Source organism: Actinopolymorpha rutila, assembly GCF_013407855.1.
Lineage (GTDB): Bacteria > Actinomycetota > Actinomycetes > Propionibacteriales > Actinopolymorphaceae > Actinopolymorpha > Actinopolymorpha rutila.
The window spans coordinates 3430367-3450541 of sequence record NZ_JACBZH010000001.1; the positions used below are offsets into that span (position 1 = coordinate 3430367).

The 20175-nt window shown below is 72.2% G+C and carries 18 protein-coding genes and 1 pseudogene; 9 read left to right on the top strand and 10 right to left on the bottom strand.

Annotated elements, in window-relative coordinates:
• The first annotated feature begins 70 nt into the window (after window positions 1–70).
• Complete coding sequence (locus F4554_RS15305) at window positions 71–1240, top strand: baeRF10 domain-containing protein (protein ID WP_179787992.1); 1170 nt, start codon at window positions 71–73, stop codon at window positions 1238–1240.
• Between the two features lie 6 nt (window positions 1241–1246).
• Here the strand turns inward: F4554_RS15305 and F4554_RS15310 are convergent, their stop codons facing one another.
• The 4 genes from F4554_RS15310 to F4554_RS15325 all read right to left on the bottom strand — a co-directional run bounded on the left by F4554_RS15310 (window position 1247) and on the right by F4554_RS15325 (window position 4512).
• On the bottom strand, window positions 1247–2392 hold the full coding sequence (locus F4554_RS15310; protein ID WP_179787993.1) for a DUF6596 domain-containing protein: 1146 nt from the start codon (window positions 2390–2392) through the stop codon (window positions 1247–1249).
• Window positions 2389–2796, bottom strand: a complete 408-nt coding sequence (locus F4554_RS15315) for a YciI family protein (RefSeq protein ID WP_337796056.1) — start codon at window positions 2794–2796, stop codon at window positions 2389–2391. The genes F4554_RS15310 and F4554_RS15315 overlap by 4 nt, the downstream gene beginning before the upstream one ends.
• A gap of 64 nt (window positions 2797–2860) precedes the next feature.
• Window positions 2861–3358, bottom strand: a complete 498-nt coding sequence (locus F4554_RS15320; protein WP_179787994.1) for a pyridoxamine 5'-phosphate oxidase family protein — start codon at window positions 3356–3358, stop codon at window positions 2861–2863.
• Between the two features lie 140 nt (window positions 3359–3498).
• Entirely contained in the window at window positions 3499–4512 is a 1014-nt protein-coding gene (locus tag F4554_RS15325) for a universal stress protein (protein WP_179787995.1), read from the bottom strand.
• Window positions 4513–4755: 243 nt separating this feature from the next.
• Here F4554_RS15325 and F4554_RS15330 point away from each other — a divergent pair, with 243 nt between their 5' ends.
• Window positions 4756–5367: an Rv1733c family protein gene (locus F4554_RS15330; RefSeq protein ID WP_179787996.1), complete on the top strand. Its 612-nt coding sequence runs from the start codon at window positions 4756–4758 to the stop codon at window positions 5365–5367.
• Between the two features lie 52 nt (window positions 5368–5419).
• A complete protein-coding gene (locus F4554_RS15335; protein WP_179787997.1) occupies window positions 5420–6406 on the top strand; it encodes an Acg family FMN-binding oxidoreductase in 987 nt (328 codons plus the stop codon).
• Here F4554_RS15335 and F4554_RS15340 read toward each other — a convergent pair.
• From F4554_RS15340 to F4554_RS15345, 3 genes are read right to left on the bottom strand one after another with little or no spacing between them, the layout of a single operon-like run.
• Window positions 6324–8891, bottom strand: a complete 2568-nt coding sequence (locus F4554_RS15340; RefSeq protein WP_337796057.1) for a glycoside hydrolase family 65 protein — start codon at window positions 8889–8891, stop codon at window positions 6324–6326. The genes F4554_RS15335 and F4554_RS15340 overlap by 83 nt on opposite strands.
• Window positions 8866–9699, bottom strand: coding sequence for an HAD family hydrolase (locus tag F4554_RS32190; RefSeq protein WP_238341312.1), 834 nt, complete (start codon window positions 9697–9699; stop codon window positions 8866–8868). The genes F4554_RS15340 and F4554_RS32190 overlap by 26 nt, the downstream gene beginning before the upstream one ends.
• A gap of 47 nt (window positions 9700–9746) precedes the next feature.
• A complete protein-coding gene (locus tag F4554_RS15345) occupies window positions 9747–10550 on the bottom strand; it encodes an HAD family hydrolase (protein ID WP_202889305.1) in 804 nt (267 codons plus the stop codon).
• A gap of 140 nt (window positions 10551–10690) precedes the next feature.
• On the opposite strand from F4554_RS15345, the gene F4554_RS15350 reads away from it, so the two are divergent.
• From F4554_RS15350 to F4554_RS15360, 4 genes and pseudogenes are all read left to right on the top strand, one after another.
• On the top strand, window positions 10691–11752 hold the full coding sequence (locus F4554_RS15350; RefSeq protein WP_179788000.1) for an Acg family FMN-binding oxidoreductase: 1062 nt from the start codon (window positions 10691–10693) through the stop codon (window positions 11750–11752).
• A gap of 5 nt (window positions 11753–11757) precedes the next feature.
• Window positions 11758–12642, top strand: a complete 885-nt coding sequence (locus tag F4554_RS15355) for a universal stress protein (RefSeq protein WP_179788001.1) — start codon at window positions 11758–11760, stop codon at window positions 12640–12642.
• Window positions 12643–13040: 398 nt separating this feature from the next.
• A pseudogene (locus F4554_RS34025) lies at window positions 13041–13286 on the top strand (DUF222 domain-containing protein); the annotation flags it as partial.
• A 278-nt stretch (window positions 13287–13564) separates the two neighbouring features.
• Window positions 13565–13921 (top strand): HNH endonuclease, encoded by a 357-nt coding sequence (locus F4554_RS15360; RefSeq protein WP_179788002.1) that lies wholly within the window; start codon window positions 13565–13567, stop codon window positions 13919–13921.
• A gap of 130 nt (window positions 13922–14051) precedes the next feature.
• Here the strand turns inward: F4554_RS15360 and F4554_RS15365 are convergent, their stop codons facing one another.
• Window positions 14052–14900 (bottom strand): hypothetical protein, encoded by an 849-nt coding sequence (locus tag F4554_RS15365; RefSeq protein ID WP_179788003.1) that lies wholly within the window; start codon window positions 14898–14900, stop codon window positions 14052–14054.
• A 101-nt stretch (window positions 14901–15001) separates the two neighbouring features.
• On the opposite strand from F4554_RS15365, the gene F4554_RS15370 reads away from it, so the two are divergent.
• Both F4554_RS15370 and F4554_RS15375 read left to right on the top strand, forming a co-directional pair.
• Window positions 15002–15334 carry an ArsR/SmtB family transcription factor gene (locus F4554_RS15370; protein ID WP_179788004.1) on the top strand — a complete coding sequence of 111 codons (333 nt, stop codon included), beginning with the start codon at window positions 15002–15004 and terminating at the stop codon, window positions 15332–15334.
• The gene (locus F4554_RS15375) at window positions 15334–16116 is read left to right on the top strand and encodes a cation efflux transmembrane domain-containing protein (RefSeq protein WP_179788005.1); all 783 of its coding nucleotides are present in this window, start codon (window positions 15334–15336) and stop codon (window positions 16114–16116) included. Before F4554_RS15370 ends, F4554_RS15375 begins: the two co-directional genes overlap by 1 nt.
• A gap of 239 nt (window positions 16117–16355) precedes the next feature.
• Here F4554_RS15375 and typA read toward each other — a convergent pair whose 3' ends face one another.
• Complete coding sequence (gene typA, locus F4554_RS15380) at window positions 16356–18221, bottom strand: translational GTPase TypA (RefSeq protein ID WP_179788006.1); 1866 nt, start codon at window positions 18219–18221, stop codon at window positions 16356–16358.
• A 159-nt stretch (window positions 18222–18380) separates the two neighbouring features.
• Entirely contained in the window at window positions 18381–20072 is a 1692-nt protein-coding gene (gene sppA, locus F4554_RS15385; protein ID WP_179788007.1) for a signal peptide peptidase SppA, read from the bottom strand.
• Window positions 20073–20175 lie beyond the last annotated feature (103 nt).

Genomic DNA, 20175 nt, shown 5'->3' on the forward strand with positions numbered 1-20175 from the left:
CGTACGAACCGAACGATCCGAACGATCCGACAGGCTTTTCCGACCCTCTCAAGGCTCCATGGGAGCGAGCATGATCGATGCCAGGCAGGTGGAACGGCTCCTCGGCTACCGCGATCCCGACGGGGCGGTGCTCTCGCTCTACGTCGACGTACCGGTCCAGGCGGTCGCGGTACGGGAGATGTTTGTCCGGGTGGACAACCTGCTCACCGAGCAGGCCGACTCAGCGCGGGACGCGCCGCACGCCGTGCGGCGGGAGCTCGCCGAGGCCCGTACGCGGGTGCGCGAGGCACTCACCATGCACGTGCGGGACTGGCTCGGGCACGGCGTCGCGCTGATGGCCGCGCCCTCCCTCGGCCTGCAGGAGGCCATGCCGGTGTCGTGGCCGGTGAACTCGCGGGTGGTGGCCGACCGCCGTCCGTACGTGCGCCCGCTGCTGTCGGCGCTCCACCACGCGCGGCCGTACTACGTCGTGGTCGTGGAACGCCGCGAGGCGTGGATCTTCCGGGTGGACGGCGAGAGCATCGAGTCGGTCAGCAAGCTGGTCGGGGACGGCGTACGTGACGCCTCCCACGCCGGCTGGGCGGGCTATGAGGAGTACAACACCCGCCACCGGGCGGCCGAGCTCGCCCGGCGCCACTACCGGACGACCGCCGCGACGGTGGAGAAGCTGCTGGCGGCCAACGGCCGCGACCTGGTGGTCGGCGGCCACGAGGTCGGCATCGTGGAGTTCGTCGGCCAGCTGCCCGACGCCGTGCGACGGCGCCTGGTGGGTACGTTCGTGGTCGACCCGCACACGATGACCGCCGGCGACGTCCGCGGACTCAGTGCCCGGGCCCGCGACCGGCGCCGGCGCGAGCACGAACGCCGGGTGCTGGCCGAGGTCGCCGACCGGGAGGCGAGCGGCCTCGCGGTGAGCGGGATCGAGGCGTGCGGACAGGCGGTCAACCGCGGGCAGGCCTCGATGCTCGTCGTACGCGGCGACGCAGTAGTGGCGGGCTTCGACTGTGAGACCTGCGGCGAGCTGACCCCGAAGGCGGCGGCGAGCTGCCCGCACTGCGGCGGGCCGCTGCGCCCGGTGTACGACCTCGTGGACGAGTTGCTCGCCCGGGTCGTGCAGCAGGGCGGCCAGGTGGAGTTCGCGGACGAGGTCGGCGGGGCCGGCGAACCCGGCCCGCCGGATCTGGCGGACGAACCGGTCAGCGCGATGTTGCGCGGCCGGCTGGTGCGCCCGGACCGCTAGGGTGCGTCACCGGCGCAGCAGCTGGCGTACCCGCGCGGCCTCCCGGGTGAGGTGGTCGCGCTCCGGCACGCTGGTGGCGGCCCGGGCGGCCTCGGCGTACAGCTTCGCCGCCTGCTCGAGGTCACCGGCACGCTCATGGAGGTACGCCGTCACCGCGGCGTAGCGCGGCAGGTCGGGACCCACCTCGGCCAGCGCCGCCATACCCGCCCGCGGCCCGTCGGCCTCGCCGACCGCGACCGCGCGGTTGAGCCGCACCACCGGACTGCCGGTGAGGCGCAGCAGTTCGTCGTACCACTCCACGATCTGCACCCAGTCGGTCTCGGCAGCCGTCGAAGCGTCCGCGTGCAGGGCGGCGATCGCGGCCTGCGCCTGGTACTCGCCCAGGCGGTCGCGGGCCAGCGCGGTCTGCAGGACCGTCACCCCTTCGGCGATCAGGCCGGTGTCCCAGCGCGACCGGTCCTGCTCGGCCAGCGGCACCAGGCGGCCTCCCGGTCCGGTGCGGGACGCCCGGCGCGCGTGGTGCAGCAGCATCAGCGCGAGCAGCCCCGCGACCTCGGGTTCGCCGGTCAGGGCGACCAGCTGGCGGGTGAGGCGGATCGCCTCCGCGGCCAGGTCGACGTCGCCTCCGTACCCCTCGTTGAAGACGAGGTAGAGCATCCGCAGCACCGTGCCGAGGTCGCCGGGCTGGTCCAGGGCCACCCCGGAGATCCGCCGCTTGGCCCGGCTGATCCGCTGTGCCATGGTCGCCTCGGGGACGAGGTACGCCGTCGCGATCTGCCGCGTCGTCAGGCCGCCGACCGCGCGCAACGTCAGCGCGACCGCCGAGGCCGGCGGCAGGGTCGGGTGCGCGCACAGGAAGTACAGCCGCAAGGTGTCGTCGGTGGCCGGCGCCGGGCCGGCGGACGGCTCGATCTCCACGGCGAGTTCCCGGCCCCGCCGCGACGCGTCGGCCCGGGTGGCGTCGAGGAACCTGCGCCACGCGGCGGTGACCAGCCACGCCTTCGGATCGCGGGGCGGATCGTCCGGCCAGGTCTCCAGCGCCCGGATCAGCGCCTCCTGTACGGCGTCCTCGGCCGAGGCGAAGTCGGCTCCGCGCCGGACGAGGACGCCGATCACCGCGGGGACGAGCTCCCGCAGCAACTCCTCGTTCACTCGCCGGCCGTGGGCATGTCGCTCAGGAACGGCCGGACCTCCAGCCACTCGTGGATCGGCTTGCCGCCTGGTCCGGGTGCGGCGGACAGCTCCCCGGCCACCTGGACCGCGCGGTCCCAGGACTCCACGTCGATGATGTACCAGCCGGCGATGAGGTCCTTGGTCTCGGCGAACGGACCGTCGGTCACCGGCGGGCGGCCCTCGCCGTCGTAGCGGACGAACGTCCCCTCGGGCGTCAGTGCCTGGACGTCGACGAGCTCGCCCGTCTCCTGCAGGCGGTCGCCGAAGTCGCGCATGTACTGCACGTGCGCGTCGACCTCCTCCGGCGTCCACTGGTCCATCGACCCGTAGTCGACGGCGGGGGCCGGGCCACCCCGGTAGTGCTTCAGCAGCAGGTACTTCACGTTGTCTCTCCGTTTCCTGGGTTCTTCTTCCTGGATTCTTCCGGACCGGTCGCCGGCGCCGCGCTCAGGCGTGCAGGCGTTCGGCGCGCTGGCGTACCAGCTCCTCCACAGCGCTCGGGAGGGTGGTCTCGAAGTCGATCAGCTTCGCCCACGTCGGGGTCACCACGATCCGGACCATGCCGTCGTACAGCGAACGCACCTCGGCCTCCCACTCCACGCGCTGCTCGGCCGTCATCTCGTAGCTGCCGTTCATCTGGAGGTACTCCTCCGGGATGCCGTCGACGACGTCGAGTTCGGCCCGGCCCCGGATCAGCAGGATCTTCGGCGGGTGCACCTCGGTGTCGATCGTCAGCGCGACCGCCGGGTTGTGCCGCAGGGCCGGCAGCTTCGGGGCGTTCTTCGTCGTGCACATGACGATCTGCGAGCCGTTCCAGGTGAACCCGATCGGGACGCTGCGGGGTGTGCCGTCCTTGGCGACGTAGGCGAGCCGGGTCAGGTCTCGGGCCAACAGCTCCTGGCTGATCGGGCGGTTCAGGATCTCGGTGATCTCGTTCGGCTGCACGGTCGGTTCTCCCTTTTCGTCAGGCCTTCGTAAGGTCTGCGGGCTTCGTCGGGTGGCCCGTGGTGGGCACTGGTGATCCTGGGACGGAGCCGGCACGACGTTCTCGACACCGGAGGCGGGCCGATTTCAGAAAACTTCGGTCAGGCGGAGTCGCGCGAAACCTTCGCGGTCTCCGGGCTGTGCACGACGGCCACCGGGCAGGACACCCGGCGCAGCACCGCGCGGGTCGTCGACCCGGTGACCACTTCCGACCGGGGATGCACCCGGCCGCCCAGCACCAGCAGGTCGGCCGGGCGGGCGTGGCCGACCAGGGCGCTCACCGGATGGGACCGCTCGACCAGGGTGGCCACCGGCACCTCGGCGTACTTCTCCCGCCACGGCGCGAGGGTCTGGGTGAGCGACCGGGTCACCCCGGCGTGGTGTTCGGCCTCCGCCTCGGCCAGGGCGGCGGGGTTGTAGACGTAGGGGTCGGCAAGGTCCCAGGCGGCCACGGCCAGCAGCGGCAGCCGGCGTGCCATCGCCTCCTCGAACGCGAACTCCACCGCCGTCTCACCGGCCGGCGACAGGTCGGCCCCCACCACGACCCGGGGCCCAGCCGTTCCCGCCGTTCCGCCCGATCCGTTGGCGCTGTCCGCTCCGTTCGCCTCACCCGCTGCTACGGCGGTCGGCTCACGCCGCGCGGGTACGACCACCACCGGGACCCGGGCGTGCACGGCCAGGCTCATCGAGGTCGACCCGGGCAGCAGGGAGGACAACCCGCCACGGCCCCGCCGGCCGACCACGCACATCCGGGCCCGGGAGACCATCTCGACCAGGACCTGGGCCGGTGCCCCCTCGTACAACGCCGTGCCGACCACCAGGTCCGCGTGCCGGTGCCCGGCCAGGTGGGCCCGCGCCGCCGCGAACACCTCCCGCCCCTCCTCGTACATCGCGATCATCCGCGGGGAGGCGCCGTGAGCACGCTCGGCGCGCCGGTGCGCGGAGGGCACGTAGGCGTACACCAGGCGGATCGGACAACGGTGTGCGGCGGCTTCCTCGAGCGCCCAGTCCAGCGCGCGAAGGCCGTTGTCGGATCCGTCGATCCCGACCACGATGGCCGGGTTGTTCCCCGGTCGCGGCATCTGCGCGTCCCCCTCGGCCTGCGCTGTGGACACCGGGCTCCGGTCAACCCTGGCAGGAGATTCCGGGCGAGGTGGCGCACACTTCGCGGCCCGGGACGGTCGGCGCTGGATCACGGACCAAGTGCCCTGGGTGGTGCACTGCCTCGCTGATGACCCTGAACGGTGGAGAGGTGTGGAGCCGCCGGGCGTACACCACCGGGCCGGCGTCGCACGAGTCACTTCTGGAGGCAGCGGACAGTACGCGCATCGCGCGCAGGACGCGCCGGGGAGGTCCGCATGGCGCGAGGCCGGCTGAGGCGGTGGACGGTCCTGGCGATTCGTCGGCTGGGCTGGAGCCGTAACCCGCTGTGCCGTGCGTCGGACCGCGTGGAGGGTCTGCTGATCGCCGCGACGCTGGTGGCGGCGCTGGTGGCGATACCGGTAGCGATCGGGATGGGCCGTGGCGCCTATGCCGAGGGCGCGGCCAGGTCGGCGTCCCAGCAGGCGGCCGGCCACTGGGGTACGGCCAGGCTGCTGGAGTCCGCGCCGGGCTCGGTGGATCCCGGTCAGGACGCGCCCAACCCGGTGACCACCTACGCCCGGGCGCGCTGGCAGGGACCGAACGGTTCCTGGTCGGAGGGGGACGTACCGGTGCGGGCCGGTACGGACGTGGGCTCGACGGTGCGGATCTGGGTGGACGCTGCCGGCCAGGTGACCCGGCCGCCGCTCACTCCGTCGCAACTGTCCGACAAGGGCGTGGCCACCGCGATCACCGCTCTGATGGGTCTCGAACTCGGCATCGTCGTCTGTTCGCTGCTCGCCCGCTGGTCGCTGGACCGGCGCAGGCTCGCCGCCTGGGGGCAGGAGTGGGAACGGGTCGCGCCGCGCTGGAGCCGCAAGTACCACTGATGCACCCGGGTCCACCACGGCCCAGGCTGACCACACTGACGAGGAGGTCGGGATGTTCGTGACTCTCGATCTGCGCAAGCACACCGAGGAACTGGTGAGCACCGCACGGCTGGCGCCCTCGCTGCACAACGCCCAGCCGTGGGCGTTCCGGGTCAATGCCCGCAGCGTGGAGGTGTACGTCGACCGCTCGCGCGCGGTGGCGGTGGTCGACCCCGACGACCGGCAGATGCTGATCGGGGTGGGCGCGTCGATCTTCGCGGTCCGGCTGGCGGTGAGCGCGCTCGGCTCCGAACCGACGGTGTCGTTGATGCCCGGGGACGAGCGCGGCGACCTGGCCGCGGTGGTCTCCCTCGGCCCGGACCACCTGCCGTCGATGGCCGAGACCCGGCTGCTCCAGCACGTGCCGCTGCGGCGCACGATGAGGTCCCGGCTGGACCCGAACGTGCCGCCGCGGACCAGGAGCGTGCTGGCGGGGGAGGCCGAGCTGGAGGGCGCACAGCTGCGCTGGATCACCGACCGGCCCGAACGCGGCGTGCTGTCCCGGCTGGTCACCGCCGCCGAACGCCGGGAGCAGGCCGACCCGAAGTTCCGGCGGGAGCTGGCCCGCTGGGTGGGCGGTGAGGCACCGATGTACGGCACCGGGCTGCCCGAGGCGGTGCTCGGCGTGTCCGCCAAGGCGGGCCACGAGGCAGACTTCCCGATGCGGGACTTCGCCGGCGGCCGGCGACGGCTGTCCTCCTCACCCGGCCGGCCGGAGCGGGACCCGGTGATCGCGGTCCTGTTCACCAGCGGGGACCGCCCCGTGGACTGGCTGCGGTGCGGGCAGGCGCTGATGCGCATGCTGTTGTGGGCCAGCGTGGAGGGCCTGGCGGCGTCCTACCTCAACCAGCCGCTGGAACTCCCCGACCTGCGCACCCGCGTACGCGACGACCTCGGCCTGCCCGGGTTCGCCCAGCTCATCCTGAGGTTCGGTCGTCCGGTCGCCGGGCTGCCGCTTCCGACGCCGCGCCGGCCGGTGGCGGAGCTGCTGCGCCGCTAGCACGGGTGCCTCGCGTGCCGCGTGGGCCGCGTGGGCCACCCACCCCGTGCGACGCTCGGGGTGGGTGGTGTACCCGCCAGGACTGCCCGGGGCGCAGCGTCGTCTGCTCGTCCTTCACCGCCACCGTGATCGGCGCGGCCGCGGACCGCCGCAGCCCGATGCGTACCTCCTCCTGCGTGCAGCGCACGGTGACGCCCCAGTGGCCGCGGTAGCGCAGCTGCAGCTCCAGTTCGGTGAGCTCGCGCGGCAGCCGGGGATTCAGCCGGAGCACGTCGTCGCGCGTCTCGATCCCCGGGTAGCAACGCTGCAGCAGGTCGACGCAGCCTGCCATCGCACCCAGGTGGACTCCCTCCGCGGTCGTGTCCTGCGCACCGCCCCGCACGTCGGAGCCCAGTGCCTGCAGGAAGAACGCCCAGGAGCCGTGCCGGTCGGTGCGTGCCAGAACCCACGCGTGCACCACGGCACTGAGGGTGGAGCCGTGGGAGGTGCGGTCGAGGTGGTACTCGATCGTACGGAGGATCGTCGCCGGGTCCAGGTCGTAGCCGAGCTGGTTCAGCACCTGTGTCAACTCGTCCTTGCCGAGGAGGAAGAACAGCATCAGAACGTCCGCCTGCTTGGAGACCTGGTACCTCCGGACCGAGTCGCCCTCGGCCTCCAGGATCCGGTCCAGCCGGCGGATGTCGCCGTACTTCGCGCGGTAACCGGCCCAGTCCAGCTCCGCCAGTTCGTCGTACCCCTCGAACTGCCCGATGATCCCGTCGTGGAACACCACCCGCAGCCGCCGGCTCACCTCCTCGAACCGGTCCAGCTCGGCGTGGCGCAGGCCGAGCCGGGAGGTGAGCTCGGTTCGCCGGTACGCGGGGATCACGGCGAGCGCGTCCAGCGCCCGGCGCAGCACCCAGGCGGCCATGACGTTGGTGTAGGAGTTGTTGTCGATGCCCGGACGGGTGGCACCGGGATAGGCGTCGTGGTACTCGTCCGGCCCCATCACGCCCCGGATCTCGTATCGCCCGCCGATCGGCTCGTAGGTCGCCAGGCCGCTCCAGAAGCGCGCGATCTCGACCAGCATCTCCGCGCCGTGGCCGGCGAGGAAGGAGACGTCACCGGTCGCCTCGTAGTACTTCCACACGTTGTACGCCACCGCCAGCCCGACGTGGTGCTGCAGGTGGGTGTTGTCCGGCACCCAGCGGCCCGACAGCGGGTTGAGGTGCAGCCGCTGCGTCTCGTCCCGGCCGTCGCTCCCGCTCTGCCAGGGATACATGGCGCCGCGGTGGCCCGCGGCCCTCGCTGCCAGCCGGGCCTGGGGCAGCCGCCGCCAGCGGTACATCAGCAGTGCCCGGGCCACCTCGGGCAGCCGCAGCAGCAGGAACGGGAAGACGAACAGCTCGTCCCAGAAGACGTGGCCGCGGTAGGCCTCGCCGTGCAGCCCGCGGGCGGGTACGCCGACGTCGAGCTCGACGGTGTGCTCGGACAACGTCTGCAGGATGTGGAACACGTACAGGTCCAGCGTCTGCTGCGGACCGCCGTCCACCACGGTCCGGCAACCGTGCCACAGCCGCGACCACGCGAGCTCGTGCCGGGCCAGCAGGTGCTCGGGGCGGCCGGCCCGGCTCGCGGCGTCGCAGGCGGCGGTCAGGCTCTCGGTGATCGCCCGGTCCCTGGAGGTGTGGATCGCCACCGTCTTCTCCACCGTCACCGGCACACCGCGCTCCACCGCGAACGTCAGGTCGAGACCCACCCAGCGCGGCCTCTCCTCGTACCGGCGTTCCACCGGTCCCGCCGCACCGTGCACCCGCACCCGGGCGGCCTCGGCGAACCGCACCCGCGACTGCGCGGTCTCCACCTGCAGCCACAGCAGGTCCTGCCCGTCGTACCCGCCGGTGACCGGCAGCAGGTGGTCACCGGCCAGGTCGGCGTAGCGGCGTACGCCCCGGTTGGCGACGGTGCCGTCCAGCGCGGTCCGCACCTGTAGCCGGCCGGACCAGTCCTCGGGCTCGAGCTCGGTCTCCAGGACCGCGAGGTGCGGGTCGTCCATGGAGACCCACCGCCGCTGCGCGAGCAGGGTGGTCCGTCCGCCGGGGTCGCGGAACCGCACCCGCCGGGTCAGTACGCCGCGGCCGAGGTCCAGCTCCTGCCGGAAGTCGAGGACCCGCACCCGGGCCAGGTCGAACCACCCGCCGTCGGCGGAGTCTGTGCCGTCCGGGTCGCCTGTGCCGTCCGGGTCGTCGACAGGCCGGAAGGTCAACGGCAGCCAGTTGGGTGCGTCGACCAGGTCCTCGTTCTCCACCACCCGGCCGGCGACCCGCGACTCCAGCCGGTCGTAGCAGCCGGCCAGGTAGGTGCCGGGGTAGTGCACGCCGTCGGCATGGGACTCGGGGGCGGCGCCGCGGGTGGCGAAGTAGCCGTTGCCGAGGGTGCACAGGGCCTCGCGCAGCCCCTCCCGCGCCGGGTCGTACGAGTCATAGGTCAATACCGAACGGCTCACGTCGTCTCCCGAAGACCCGCACCTGCGCGAGATCCGCGGCGGGGATGGCGGAGCCGGGGTCGCCGGCGACCGCGGGGGTCGCCGAATGAACGGAGGCCGCGGAGCCGTTGGGGCCGGCGACCGCGAGAACGGTCCCGAACCCCGCCCGCCGCCCGGCGCGCTCACCGTCGGCCGAGGCCACCAGCAGGCCGGCCTGGGCCGGTGGGATCGCCAGCTGCCGGGCCGCCGCGGCGAACACCTCCGTCCCCCCGCGAAAGACCCTCGCCGGCACGGCCCGTCCGCCATCGGCGGCTCCCTGGTCCGCGCCTGCCCGCGCACTGTCCAGGACGGCGTCGAACAGCCGCCGTACCTGCGCCGCCGCCACGATCTCCGCGCAGTGGCCGCCGGTGCACACCGCGGCCGTCCGGGCACCACGGGCACGCAGTTCGTACAGCAGGCGGACCGCGACCGGATTCGGAGGTACGCCGTACCGCGCGATCTCGGTCAGGAAGCTGCGCATCTCGCAGTCGGCCAGCGACGACACGCTGTTCTCCGCGCCGTTGTCGGGCAGGTCGATGCCCCGGTCGGCGAGGAAACCGCGCAGGCCGGCGATCCGGGGCCGGCCGGCGAAGTGCCGCAGATAGTCCTCGCGTACGTCGAACGGCGCGAACGCCACCCCCACCATGCGGCCGTGCCGGCGCAGGAACGCGTCCAGGCAGCGCTTCCAGGCGGCGGCGTGCGCCCTGGCGGTGTCGGGAACCACGACGTCCACCTCGAACACCACGGCACCGATCCGGTCGAGTCGCAGAACCGTCGGCTCGGAAGTCATCGGCGCGTACCTCCTGGTCCGCTGCGTCAGGCGGGCGAAAGGGGGCGTCACCGATGGGCGAGCAGCTCCTGCCTGCTCCGCCCGGAGAGTACGAGTTCGGTCAGGTCGCGCAGCACGACGTGCGCGCCCCTGCGGTAGAAGTCCTCGGCGCGGGCGTACCTGTCGACGGCGACGATCGGTTCGAAGCACCCGTGCCAGCCGGCCTCCACCCCGACCAGGCTGCCGCTCACGACCGCCGTACGCCTCGGGGAGACGCCCAGCCGGTGGGTCGCCTCCAGCAGCAGGCCCGGGTCGGGTTGCGGCAACAGGCCGAGCAGCGCGGCGTCTCCGCCGTCCACACACATGTCGAACAGGTCGGCGATCCCCGCGGCGGACAGCAGCTGCTCGCAGCCCCGGTCACCCGCCACCGCCGCGAGCCGGACCCCGCGGGCGGCGAGGTCGCGCAGCAGTTCGACCGAGGAGGGGTAGGCGCTGACACCGACCCGCCGCACCTCCTCGGCGAAACAGGCGTCCTTGTGCTCGGCCAGCGTGCGTACCGTCTCCTCACCGGGCTCGGGAGAGTGGTCGGCCAGTGCGAAGCCGCGGGCGGTCAGGAAGCCGCGTACTCCCTCGGCGGTGGTCCGGCCGGCGGCATAGCGGAGGTAGTCGCCGGGCAGTTCGAACGGCGGGATCCGCGACCCGCTGCCGGCGCTGTCGGCGTCGAGCCCGGCCCTCCGCCCACGGCGGCGCAGGAACGAGTCGAAGGTGCGCTGCCAGGCGGCGGCGTGCAGGAGCGCCGTGTCGACCACCACGTCGTCCAGCCCGAACAACGCGGCGTCGAGCCGGTCAAGGTGGAAAGTGGGCGAGTTCATCCGCACCCGCTCAGCGTGGCGGCCGGCCGGCGGAGCGGGCGAGAGGCTTCGGTCACGGGGCGCCGGGACCTTCGCCCGCTGCCCCGCGGTGTGGTGCGAAACGACCCTGAAAACGGGCCGGCCAACCGTGGAGGTGTGCGTTGCTCGTCGGAGAGCTCGACCAGACCGAGCGGGACACGCTCGTCGGGGCGGCGGTGCTCGCTCCGTCCATGCACAACGCCCAGCCGTGGTGTTTCCGCTTCCGTGGCCGGTCGGTGGAGATCCACCGCGATCCCGCCCGCGAGCTCGCCGCGGAGGACCCGGAAGGTCGGATGACGCTGATCGGGGCGGGTACGGCGCTGCTCAACCTGCGGGTGGCCGCCGCCGCGATCGGGGCGCACACCACGACGTTGCTGTTCCCCGACCCGGACCGCCCGACCCTGGTCGCCCTGGTGAGCGTGGGCAACCCGAGCGAGGACGCCGGTCAACTGGCCGCGTTGTTCCCGTTCCTGCCCCGGCGGCGTACCAACCGGCAGCCGTTCACCGAGCGGGCGGTTCCGGACGAGGTACGCGCGGACATAAGCCAGGCGGCTGCCGGCGAAGGCATACGGCTGGAGTGGATCGACGACCGCGACCGGCAGCGCTGGCTGATGGAACTGGCCACCGACGCCGACATCGCCGAGGCCGACGACCCGCGCCGGCTGGTCGAGCGCCAGGTGTGGGTCGGCGGGCAGCGCACCAGCAGCGGCGTGCCGTCCAGCGCGCTCGGGCCGCGTGCGGAGGGCAGCGCCCCGGTCCGCGACCTGGCCGTGGATCCCGGTGACCGGCTCCGCCCGAGGGGGAAGTTCGAGGACTCGCCGACCATGGCCGTGCTGTCCACCACCCGGGACACCCCGCAGGACTGGGTCACCGCCGGGCAGGCCCTGCAGCGGGTGCTGCTGACCGCCACCACCCACGGCGTCGCCGCGTCCCTGCTGAACCAGCCGATCGAGCACACCGACCTGCGCTGGCTGGTCCGCGACCCGCGGTCGGGCTGGACCGAGCCACAGATCCTGCTGAGGTTCGGGTACGGGCCGGAGGTCCCGCCGACCCCGCGCCGGCCGGTGGCAGAGTTCATCCTGGCCGAACGAGACCCCGACCCGGCACCGCCCGAGCAGGGCATGGCTGACGAACCCGGGCAGACCGTGCCCGGGCCGCGAGCCCCGCAGGACCCGGAGGAGTGAGCCGTATGTCCACCGAAACACCGAGACCGGTCGTGGTCGGCGTCGACGGTACGCAAGGCTCGCTTGACGCCGTGGCCTGGGCGGCCAACACAGCGGCGCTGCGCAAGGTGCCCTTGCGGCTCGTGCATGCGTTCGCCTGGCCCCTGCTGCACGTCCCCGCCGCCATGTGGCAACTGGGCCCCGAGGACGGGCTGCGCGCCCACGCGGACTCGCTGGTGGGGGAGGCGGTACGAACGGCTCGGGACGCAGCACCCGACATCGAGATCGCGACCACGGTGGAGACCGACTTTCCCCTTCCCCTGTTGGTGGAGCTGAGCAGGGACGCGACGTACGTCGTCGTCGGTACGGCCGGCCGCGGCTCGGTCGCGGACGCCCTGGCGGGTTCGCTCACCATCGAACTGTCCGCCCGCTCCCACGCTCCGGTCGTGGTCGTCCGCGGCACGCTGTCACCCGAGCGCACCGACAACCTCGTGGTGGTCGGGGTGGACGGGTCCCCGCTCGGGGCGGTCGCGGTCGAGGCCGCGGTGGAGGAGGCGGCCCGAAGGCACGCCCGACTCCTCGCCGTGCACGTCGTACGGCAGGGGCGGACCGCACGGTCCGGCGCCTCCGACACCGCTGCCGGGCTGCGACTGCTGGAGGACGCGCTCGCGGGGTGGCGGCACAAGTACCCCGACCTGCCGATCGAGGAGCGGGTGCTGATGGGCCACGCCGCCGGCCACCTGATCGAGCTGTCCGCCTCCGCCGGCCTGGTCGTCGTCGGTGCGCGCGGGCGCGGTGGCTTCACCGGAATGCTGCTCGGCTCGGTGAGCCAGGCGCTGCTGCACCAGGCGCAGTGCCCGGTCGTCGTACTCACCCGGGAGTGCCGGGCCAGCACCCCCGCGGCCGCGTAGCGGAGTCCTCGCCCCCGGTACGGCGTCTCGCCTACGGATGCTCCTCACGCACGTGCTTCGGCTGTTCTGTCGGAACCGCTGAGCGATCCGGGGTTTTGCTCGGCCGAGTCAGGCTGGGGACCAGGTTTTTGTCCACAGGTAGCGGATCGGGTTGTGCATCGGATCTGCTTGTGGACAACGATCTTCGTGCCGGCCATCGCCTCTAGACTTCGAACATGTATTCGACAACGCAGGGACCTCTGGGCTGGGACGGCGGCATCGATGCCGAACAGCGGCTGGAGGCTGCGTTGGTCCAGGTCCGCACCATCCTCGGCGACGCCCTGGCCGCGCCGATGTTGTCGCTTCGGGCCGAGCGGCTTGGCCGGTTGTTCGAGTTGCACGGGGCCGACGAGGCGATGATGTCCGCGCTGAAGCTGGCCATGGTCTCCAGGGCCGAGACCTGCGACGTCGGCAAGACGACCGGTGCGGCGACCACGGCGGCGTGGCTGCGCAATGCGCAGCGGATGGGCAGGAAGGACGCCGGCGCCGCCGTGACCCTGGCCAGGGACCTGGACCGTACGGTGACGTTGACCGCGCGGGCTCTTGCCCGTGGGGAGTTGTCGTTTCGGCATGCGCAGGTGATCGCGTTCGCGATCAAGGACCTGCCCGCCTACATCAGCCCCGACCAACTCGCCGAGGCCGAGGACTGGAACTCCTTTCGATACGGCTTCGGCGCAGTGCACATCCTTCCAGCAGCACCACTGGGCACCACAGATCAGATGTCACCTATCCGTGCAGCAGTCCCGGCGAGGGTGCGGCGGGGCCGGAGGCTGCCCACGATCACATCGACCCCCACGACGGCTGTCAGAAGTGTGGCGGTGGCGGGTCGGCCCGGATCCTCGGCCTGCGCGGAGAGCCGCTGTCGGTGGCCACGATCCGCCGGATGGCGTGTGACGCGAACATCATCCCGGTGGTGCTCGGTGGCAACGGGGAGGTCCTGGACGTCGGGATGGCCGACCGGTTCTTCACCGAGGCGCAGCGCCGGGCACTGGCGATCCGCGACGGGTCCCACTGCCACTTCCCGAGCTGTCAGGTCCCCGAGCGGCGCTGTGTCGCCCACCACATGACGGCCTGGGACGACTTCGGACCGACTGATCTCGCGAACGGCGTGCTGCTCTGCAAGACGCACCACACGTTCGTTCACCACAGAGGCTGGCAGGTGCGGATGGGAGCTCACGGCCACCCCGAGTACATCCCACCGGAGTGGGTGGACCCGCACCAGAGGATGTGCCGGACGTGAAGGCAGGTGCCGCCCCTCGAGGTGCTGCCAGGCGGGCACCATGAGCCTGACAGGCTTCCGTCCGTGCGCACCTGGTCCGTGCGCACCTGGTCCGTGCGCACCTGGTCCGTGCGCACCTGGTCCGTGCGCTTCAGTCCGGGCGCCAGGAAGTTTGGTACGGGGAACTCGGCAGGTGATCCGGGCTCGCGTAAAAGAAGATCGCGGCGTCCTCGCGGAGGACGGTGACGCCCTTCAACCAGATGAACCACCGCCCCGGCCGGCCGGCCGCGTCGCGCCAGGTGAACTCGTGGATGACCGTCCCGTACGCCACGTCCGCCTCACCCTGGTAGGCGGCGCCGGTCCAGGCGAACCGCCCGTCCCGGGTCCGGTCGACGGGGACGCGATAGTCGTAGGTCGTACCGTGCCCGACCGCGCACCCCCGCGGGCACTGGCCGGAGAGGTACAACCGTTCGCCCTCGATACCGACCTCGCGTATCCCGCGCCCTCCAGCCGTCAGGTCCTGCCGCCGGCTGACGATGCGCGGGCCCTGGAGCCAGTCCTCGACGAAGAACGTCACCGTGCCGAGCGTGATGCGTCGACCGTGATCGTCGATGCCGTACCGGACGGTGAAGTCGCCCTCGGCCCGCTCCTGGGACAGGCGGGTCCAGCAGCCGACGGGCAGGCAGTACCGGTCGCCGTACTTCGTCAGCAGGGCGGCCATCACCGGCCCGTGGCGAAGTGTCAACGCCTCCTTGGCATTCACCGCGGCCTCGGGTGCGGGACAGGACCAGCCGCCGGACCGTCCACCGGTATCGGAGTCGGCAATGCCGACGACGCCGACGGCATCGGCGCCGGCCGGCCCGGTGCACGGGTCGGCGGTGAGTGCCGCGGTGGTGGCGCGACCTGGGTGATAGATGGTCGCCGCGACGACCGCGGTGGCGAGCACGGCAAGCAGGCCCGGCAGCACCAGCACGGTGAGCAGTAGTCGATGGTCTCGCATTCCGGGTGCGACCTGCCCCGGCCGGCGGCGCGCGAAACTGTGCGGCCAAAGCCGCTGAGTTCAGTGTGGGCTGAGTTCAGGTTTCCGTGTACTGTCCGGGCATGCTCAAGGTCGCCACCCACGCCGACGTGCTGTCCAGGTTCGGGCACGCGCTGTCGGACCCCACGAGGTCACGGATCCTGCTGGCGCTGCGCGAAGGCCCGGGCTACCCGGCAGAACTCTCGGAGACCCTCGGCGTGTCGCGGACGAACATGTCGAACCACCTGGCCTGCCTGCGCGGCTGCGGCCTGGTCGCCGCGGTGCCCGACGGCCGTCGGACACGGTACGAACTCGCCGAGCCGAGCATCGGCCACGCGCTGGGCGACCTGCTCGGGCTGGTGCTCGCGGTCGACCCCGCGGCCTGCCCGACCGCCGAGACCGACGGATGCTGCTGATGGCGGCCCTGACCGGTCGGCTCGCCGACAAGGTGTCCACCAGCCGGCTTCCGGTGGCCACCGACGCCGATCGTCGTGGCCAACTGGCGCGCCGGGTCCGGCTGCTGGTCGCGGCGACGATCACCTACAACGTGGTCGAGGCGGTCGTGGCGATCGCGGCCGGCACCGTCGCCTCCTCCACCGCGTTGATCGGGTTCGGACTCGACTCGGTGATCGAGGTGAGCTCGGCGGCGGCGGTGGCCTGGCAGTTCTCCGCCCGCGACCATGCCGTACGCGAGGCCCGGGAGAAGGTCGCCCTACGTATCATCGCGACCTCCTTCTTCGCACTCGCCGCGTACGTCACCGTGGAGTCCCTCCGTGCCCTGATCGGCGGGGAACAGGCAGCACACTCCACCGTCGGCCTCGTCCTGGCCGCCCTCAGCCTCGCCGTCATGCCGGGCCTGTCCTACGCGCAGCGCCGCGCCGGTCGGCAGCTGGGGTCGGCGAGCGCAGTCGCGGACTCCAAGCAGACGCTGCTGTGCACCTACCTGTCCGCCGTCCTCCTGGTCGGGCTCGCGGTCAACAGCCTGTTCGGCTGGTGGTGGGCCGACCCCCTGGCCGCACTGGTCATCGCCGCGGTCGCGGTCAAGGAGGGGTGGGAGGCATGGCACGGCGACGCGTGCTGCGCGGTGCCGGTAACCCACCTCGGCGACAGCCAGGCGGACCCGGCGGAGGATGCGTGCGGATGCGGACCGGGGTGCGACTGCTGCGATCGGGAGAGGTCCGCGGGGCCGGATCGTTAGGCTCGGTCGAGGCGTTCAGGCAGGGAGAGCGTCGGGGTACGTCGAGCGACACCAGGACGGCGGCACGAGGCTCTGATGCGCATCAGGAAGGCGATCGAGGCCGCCCTCGCCGAGTGACCGCGGAAAACGTCGAACCGGCCCGGCAGTTCAGCCGGGCCGGTTCGACGGAGATGAGGGGCAGCTTCGATGCAGGTCTGCTCCAAACCTGCTCCGACGGAGCAGCGAACCCTGCGGCGGGCTCAGCCGCGGCGGGCGCGGGCGCGCAGCTTCTCCCGGTCGGTCTGCGACAACGCCATCTTGCGCAGCCGGATCGCCGCCGGGGTGACCTCCACACACTCGTCCTCGCGGCAGAACTCCAGCGCCTGCTCCAGCGCCATCTCCCGGGCCGGGACCAGGCGTTCGAGTTCGTCGGCGGTCGAGGAGCGGACGTTGGTCAGCTTCTTCTCCCGGGTGGCGTTGACGTCCATGTCGTCGGGGCGGGAGTTCTCCCCGACCAGCATGCCCTCGTAGACCTCGGTCCCCGGCTTGACGAACAGCGTGCCGCGCTCCTGCATGTTGAAGCAGGCGTACGCCGTGACCGCGCCCCGCCGGTCCGCCACCAGCGAGCCGCGCGGACGCGTCCGCAGGTCGCCCGCCCACGGCTCGTACCCCTCGAACACGTGGTGGATCAGCCCGGTGCCGCGGGTCTCGGTGAGGAACTCGGTGCGGAACCCGATCAGGCCGCGGGCGGGTACGAGGTAGTCCAGACGTACCCAGCCGGTGCCGTGGTTGACCATCTGCTCCAGCCGGCCCTTGCGCAGGCCGAGAAGCTGGGTGACCACGCCGACGTACTCGTCCGGCACGTCGATGGTGACCCGCTCCACCGGCTCCATCCGCTTGCCGTTGATCTCCTGGGTGACGACCTGCGGCTTGCCGACGGTGAGCTCGAACCCCTCGCGGCGCATCAGCTCCACGAGCACGGCGAGCTGCAGCTCACCGCGGCCCTGCACCTCCCAGGTGTCGGGTCGCTCGGTGTTCTGCACCCGGATGGAGACGTTGCCGATGGTCTCCGCGTCCAGCCGGTTCTTCACCAGCCGGGCGGTGACCTTGTCCCCGCTCTGTCCCGACAGCGGCGAGGTGTTGATGCCGATGGTGACCGAGATCGAGGGTTCGTCGACCCGGATCACCGGCAGCGGCTTCGGGTCGTCGGGGTCGGCCAGCGTCTCGCCGATGGTGATGTCGGCGATGCCGGCGATCGCCACGATGTCGCCGGGGCCGGCCTTGTCGGCGGGAACGCGGTCCAGCGCCTCGGTCATCATCATGTCGGTGATCCGGACACGTTCGACCGACCCGTCGGCACGGCACCACGCGACCGTCGCGCCGCGGACGAGCTCACCCTGGTGCACTCGGCACAGCGCCAGCCGGCCGAGGTAGGGCGAGGCGTCGAGGTTGGTGACGTGGGCCTGCAGCGGCGCACCCTCGGCGTAGGTGGGCGGCGGCACGGTGGACAGGATCGTCTCGAACAGCGGCCGCAGGTCCTGGTTGTCGGGGACGGTCCCGTCGGCCGGCTGCTCCAGCGTGGCCCGGCCCGCACGCGCCGAGGCGTACACGATCGGGAAGTCCAGCGCGGTGGCGTCGGCCGAGGGGTCGTCCAGCAGGTCCAGGAAGAGTTCGTACGTCTGGTCGACCACCTCGGCGATCCGGCTGTCGGGCCGGTCCACCTTGTTGATGACCAGAACCACCGGCAGCCCCTTGCGCAGCGCCTTGCGCAGGACGAACCGGGTCTGGGGGAGCGGGCCCTCCGACGCGTCGACCAGCAACAGCACGCCGTCGACCATCTCCAGGGCGCGCTCGACCTCGCCGCCGAAGTCGGCGTGACCCGGGGTGTCGACGATGTTGAGCGTCACCGGGCCGTCGGGGGTCTCCCAGCGGACCGCGGTGTTCTTCGCGAGGATGGTGATGCCCTTCTCGCGTTCGAGGTCCATCGAGTCCATGACTCGTTCGGCTACGTCCTGGTTGTCCCGGAACACTCCGGACTGCCAGAGCATCGAGTCGACAAGGGTGGTTTTTCCGTGGTCGACGTGGGCGATGATCGCGACATTACGGAGGTCGGAGCGGGATGCCATGTCCGCCATCCTCCCTGACGCGCGGGGGCGGCCCGCGCACGGGTCACCCCGAACGCCGCGACCAGACGATCACCGGCCGGGTTCACCACCCACGGTGCTCTTCGGCGCTCCCATTGCAACTTTGTGCGACTCAGTACGACTCAGTGCACTCGGTGCGACTCAGTGCAACTCCCACAGGACCGGCGCGGTGAGTACCCCGGCGTGGCCGAGGCCGAGCGCCGACGTCAGCTCGGCGAGCATCCGGGCCGGGCCGGACGTCGCCGGCAACCCCAGACCGGCGCCCAGACCGGCACTCAGACCGCCACTGGCCGCCGCGGCGCGCTCACTGGACTCCGGCCCGCGCAGGCGCTCGACCACCCCGACCCGGGCGGGGAACCGCAACGTGGCCTCCTCCCGCCCGATGCCGACCCGGGCGCAGGCGATCTCCACCGCGCGCTCGAACCCACCGAACTCGTCGACCAGACCACGCTCGCGGGCGTCGGCTCCGGTCCACACCCGGCCCCGCGCGGCCTTCTCCACGTGATCACGCGACAGGCCACGGTCGGCGGCGACCTTGGCGGTGAAGTCCTCGTACACCTGGTCCAGCCAGTCCTCCAGCCGGCGCCACTCGTCGGCGGTGAAGCGGTGGTATGCCGAGAACATCGCGGCGTTGCGGCCCTCGGCCACTCCGTCGCGGGCGACGCCCACCCGGTCCAGCAGGTCGCGGACGACCGCCTTGCCCCCGAACACCCCGATCGACCCGGTGAGGGTGCCCGGCTGGGCCACGATGCTGTCGGCCGCCATCGACACGAAGTACCCGCCCGAGGCCGCGACCGTGCCCATCGACACCACCACGGGCTTGCCCGCCTCCCGGACCCGGACGACCTCCCGGCGTACCGCGTCGGAGGCGACGTAGGAACCGCCCGGACTGTCCACCCGTACGACCACCGCGCGGACCTTCGGGTCGGCCGCGGCGGCCCGCAGCGCCCCGGCGGCGGTGTCGGAGCCGATCGAGGTGGAGCTGAGGCCACGGCGGCTGGACCGGCCAAGGTGGATGGGCCCGGTGCCGTACACGACGGCGACGCCGGGGGAGCGCTGGAGCCGGGCCAGCGCCTGGCGGGGCTCCAGTTGGCGGGCCTGGCGGTAACGCTGGACGTAGCGGAACGCGACCTCACCGAGCCGCTTGCGCAGGTCGGAGTAAACCTCGTCGCGGTAGCCCAGCCGGTCGACCAGCCCGGCCGCGAGCGCGTCCTTCGCCGACAGCGGCGAACGGTCGACCAGCTCGCGCACCTGATCGGAGGTGAGCTTGCGGCGGGTGCTGACACCCTCGACGACCTGCTCCATCGCCGACGCCGCCAGCCTCCCTGCCGCCTCCCGGTGCGCGTCGCTCATCTGCGTTGCCAGGAAGGTGTCCGCGGCGTTCTTGTACTCGTGCCGGCGCGACAGCTCCGGCACCACCCCGAGCTTTGTCAAGGCGTCCTTGACAAAGACGGCCTCCGCCAGAATGCCGGTCAGGCCGACGTCGCCGGACGGCTGCAGCCACACCTGGTCGAACGCCGACGCGAGGTAGTAGGGCAGCGTCCCCGGACCGAACTCGCCGAAGGTCTCCGACCAGGCCACCGTCGGCTTGCCCGCGTCGGCGAACACGCGCACCGCCGCCCGCAGTTCCTGCACCTGCGCGAACGTCGGCCCCTGCCCACCCACGTGGGCGACCAGTCCGGTCACCGAGGGGTCGAAGGCCGCCAGCCGCAAACCCTCGACCAGGTCCCGGAGCAGTGGGCGGCGCCGGTGCAGCACCGCGCCGATCGGGTCCTGCGGCGGCGCCTCCAGCAGCGGAACGGTCAGGTCCAGTTCGAGCACCGTTGGGGTCATTGCTCCACCCTAGAGCGTGGCTCGGACCCCGGTTGGCCTGATCGCCCCTGGTACGTGACAATGGGGACGCATCGTGAGGGGAGTATTCCTTCGCGGCGGCATC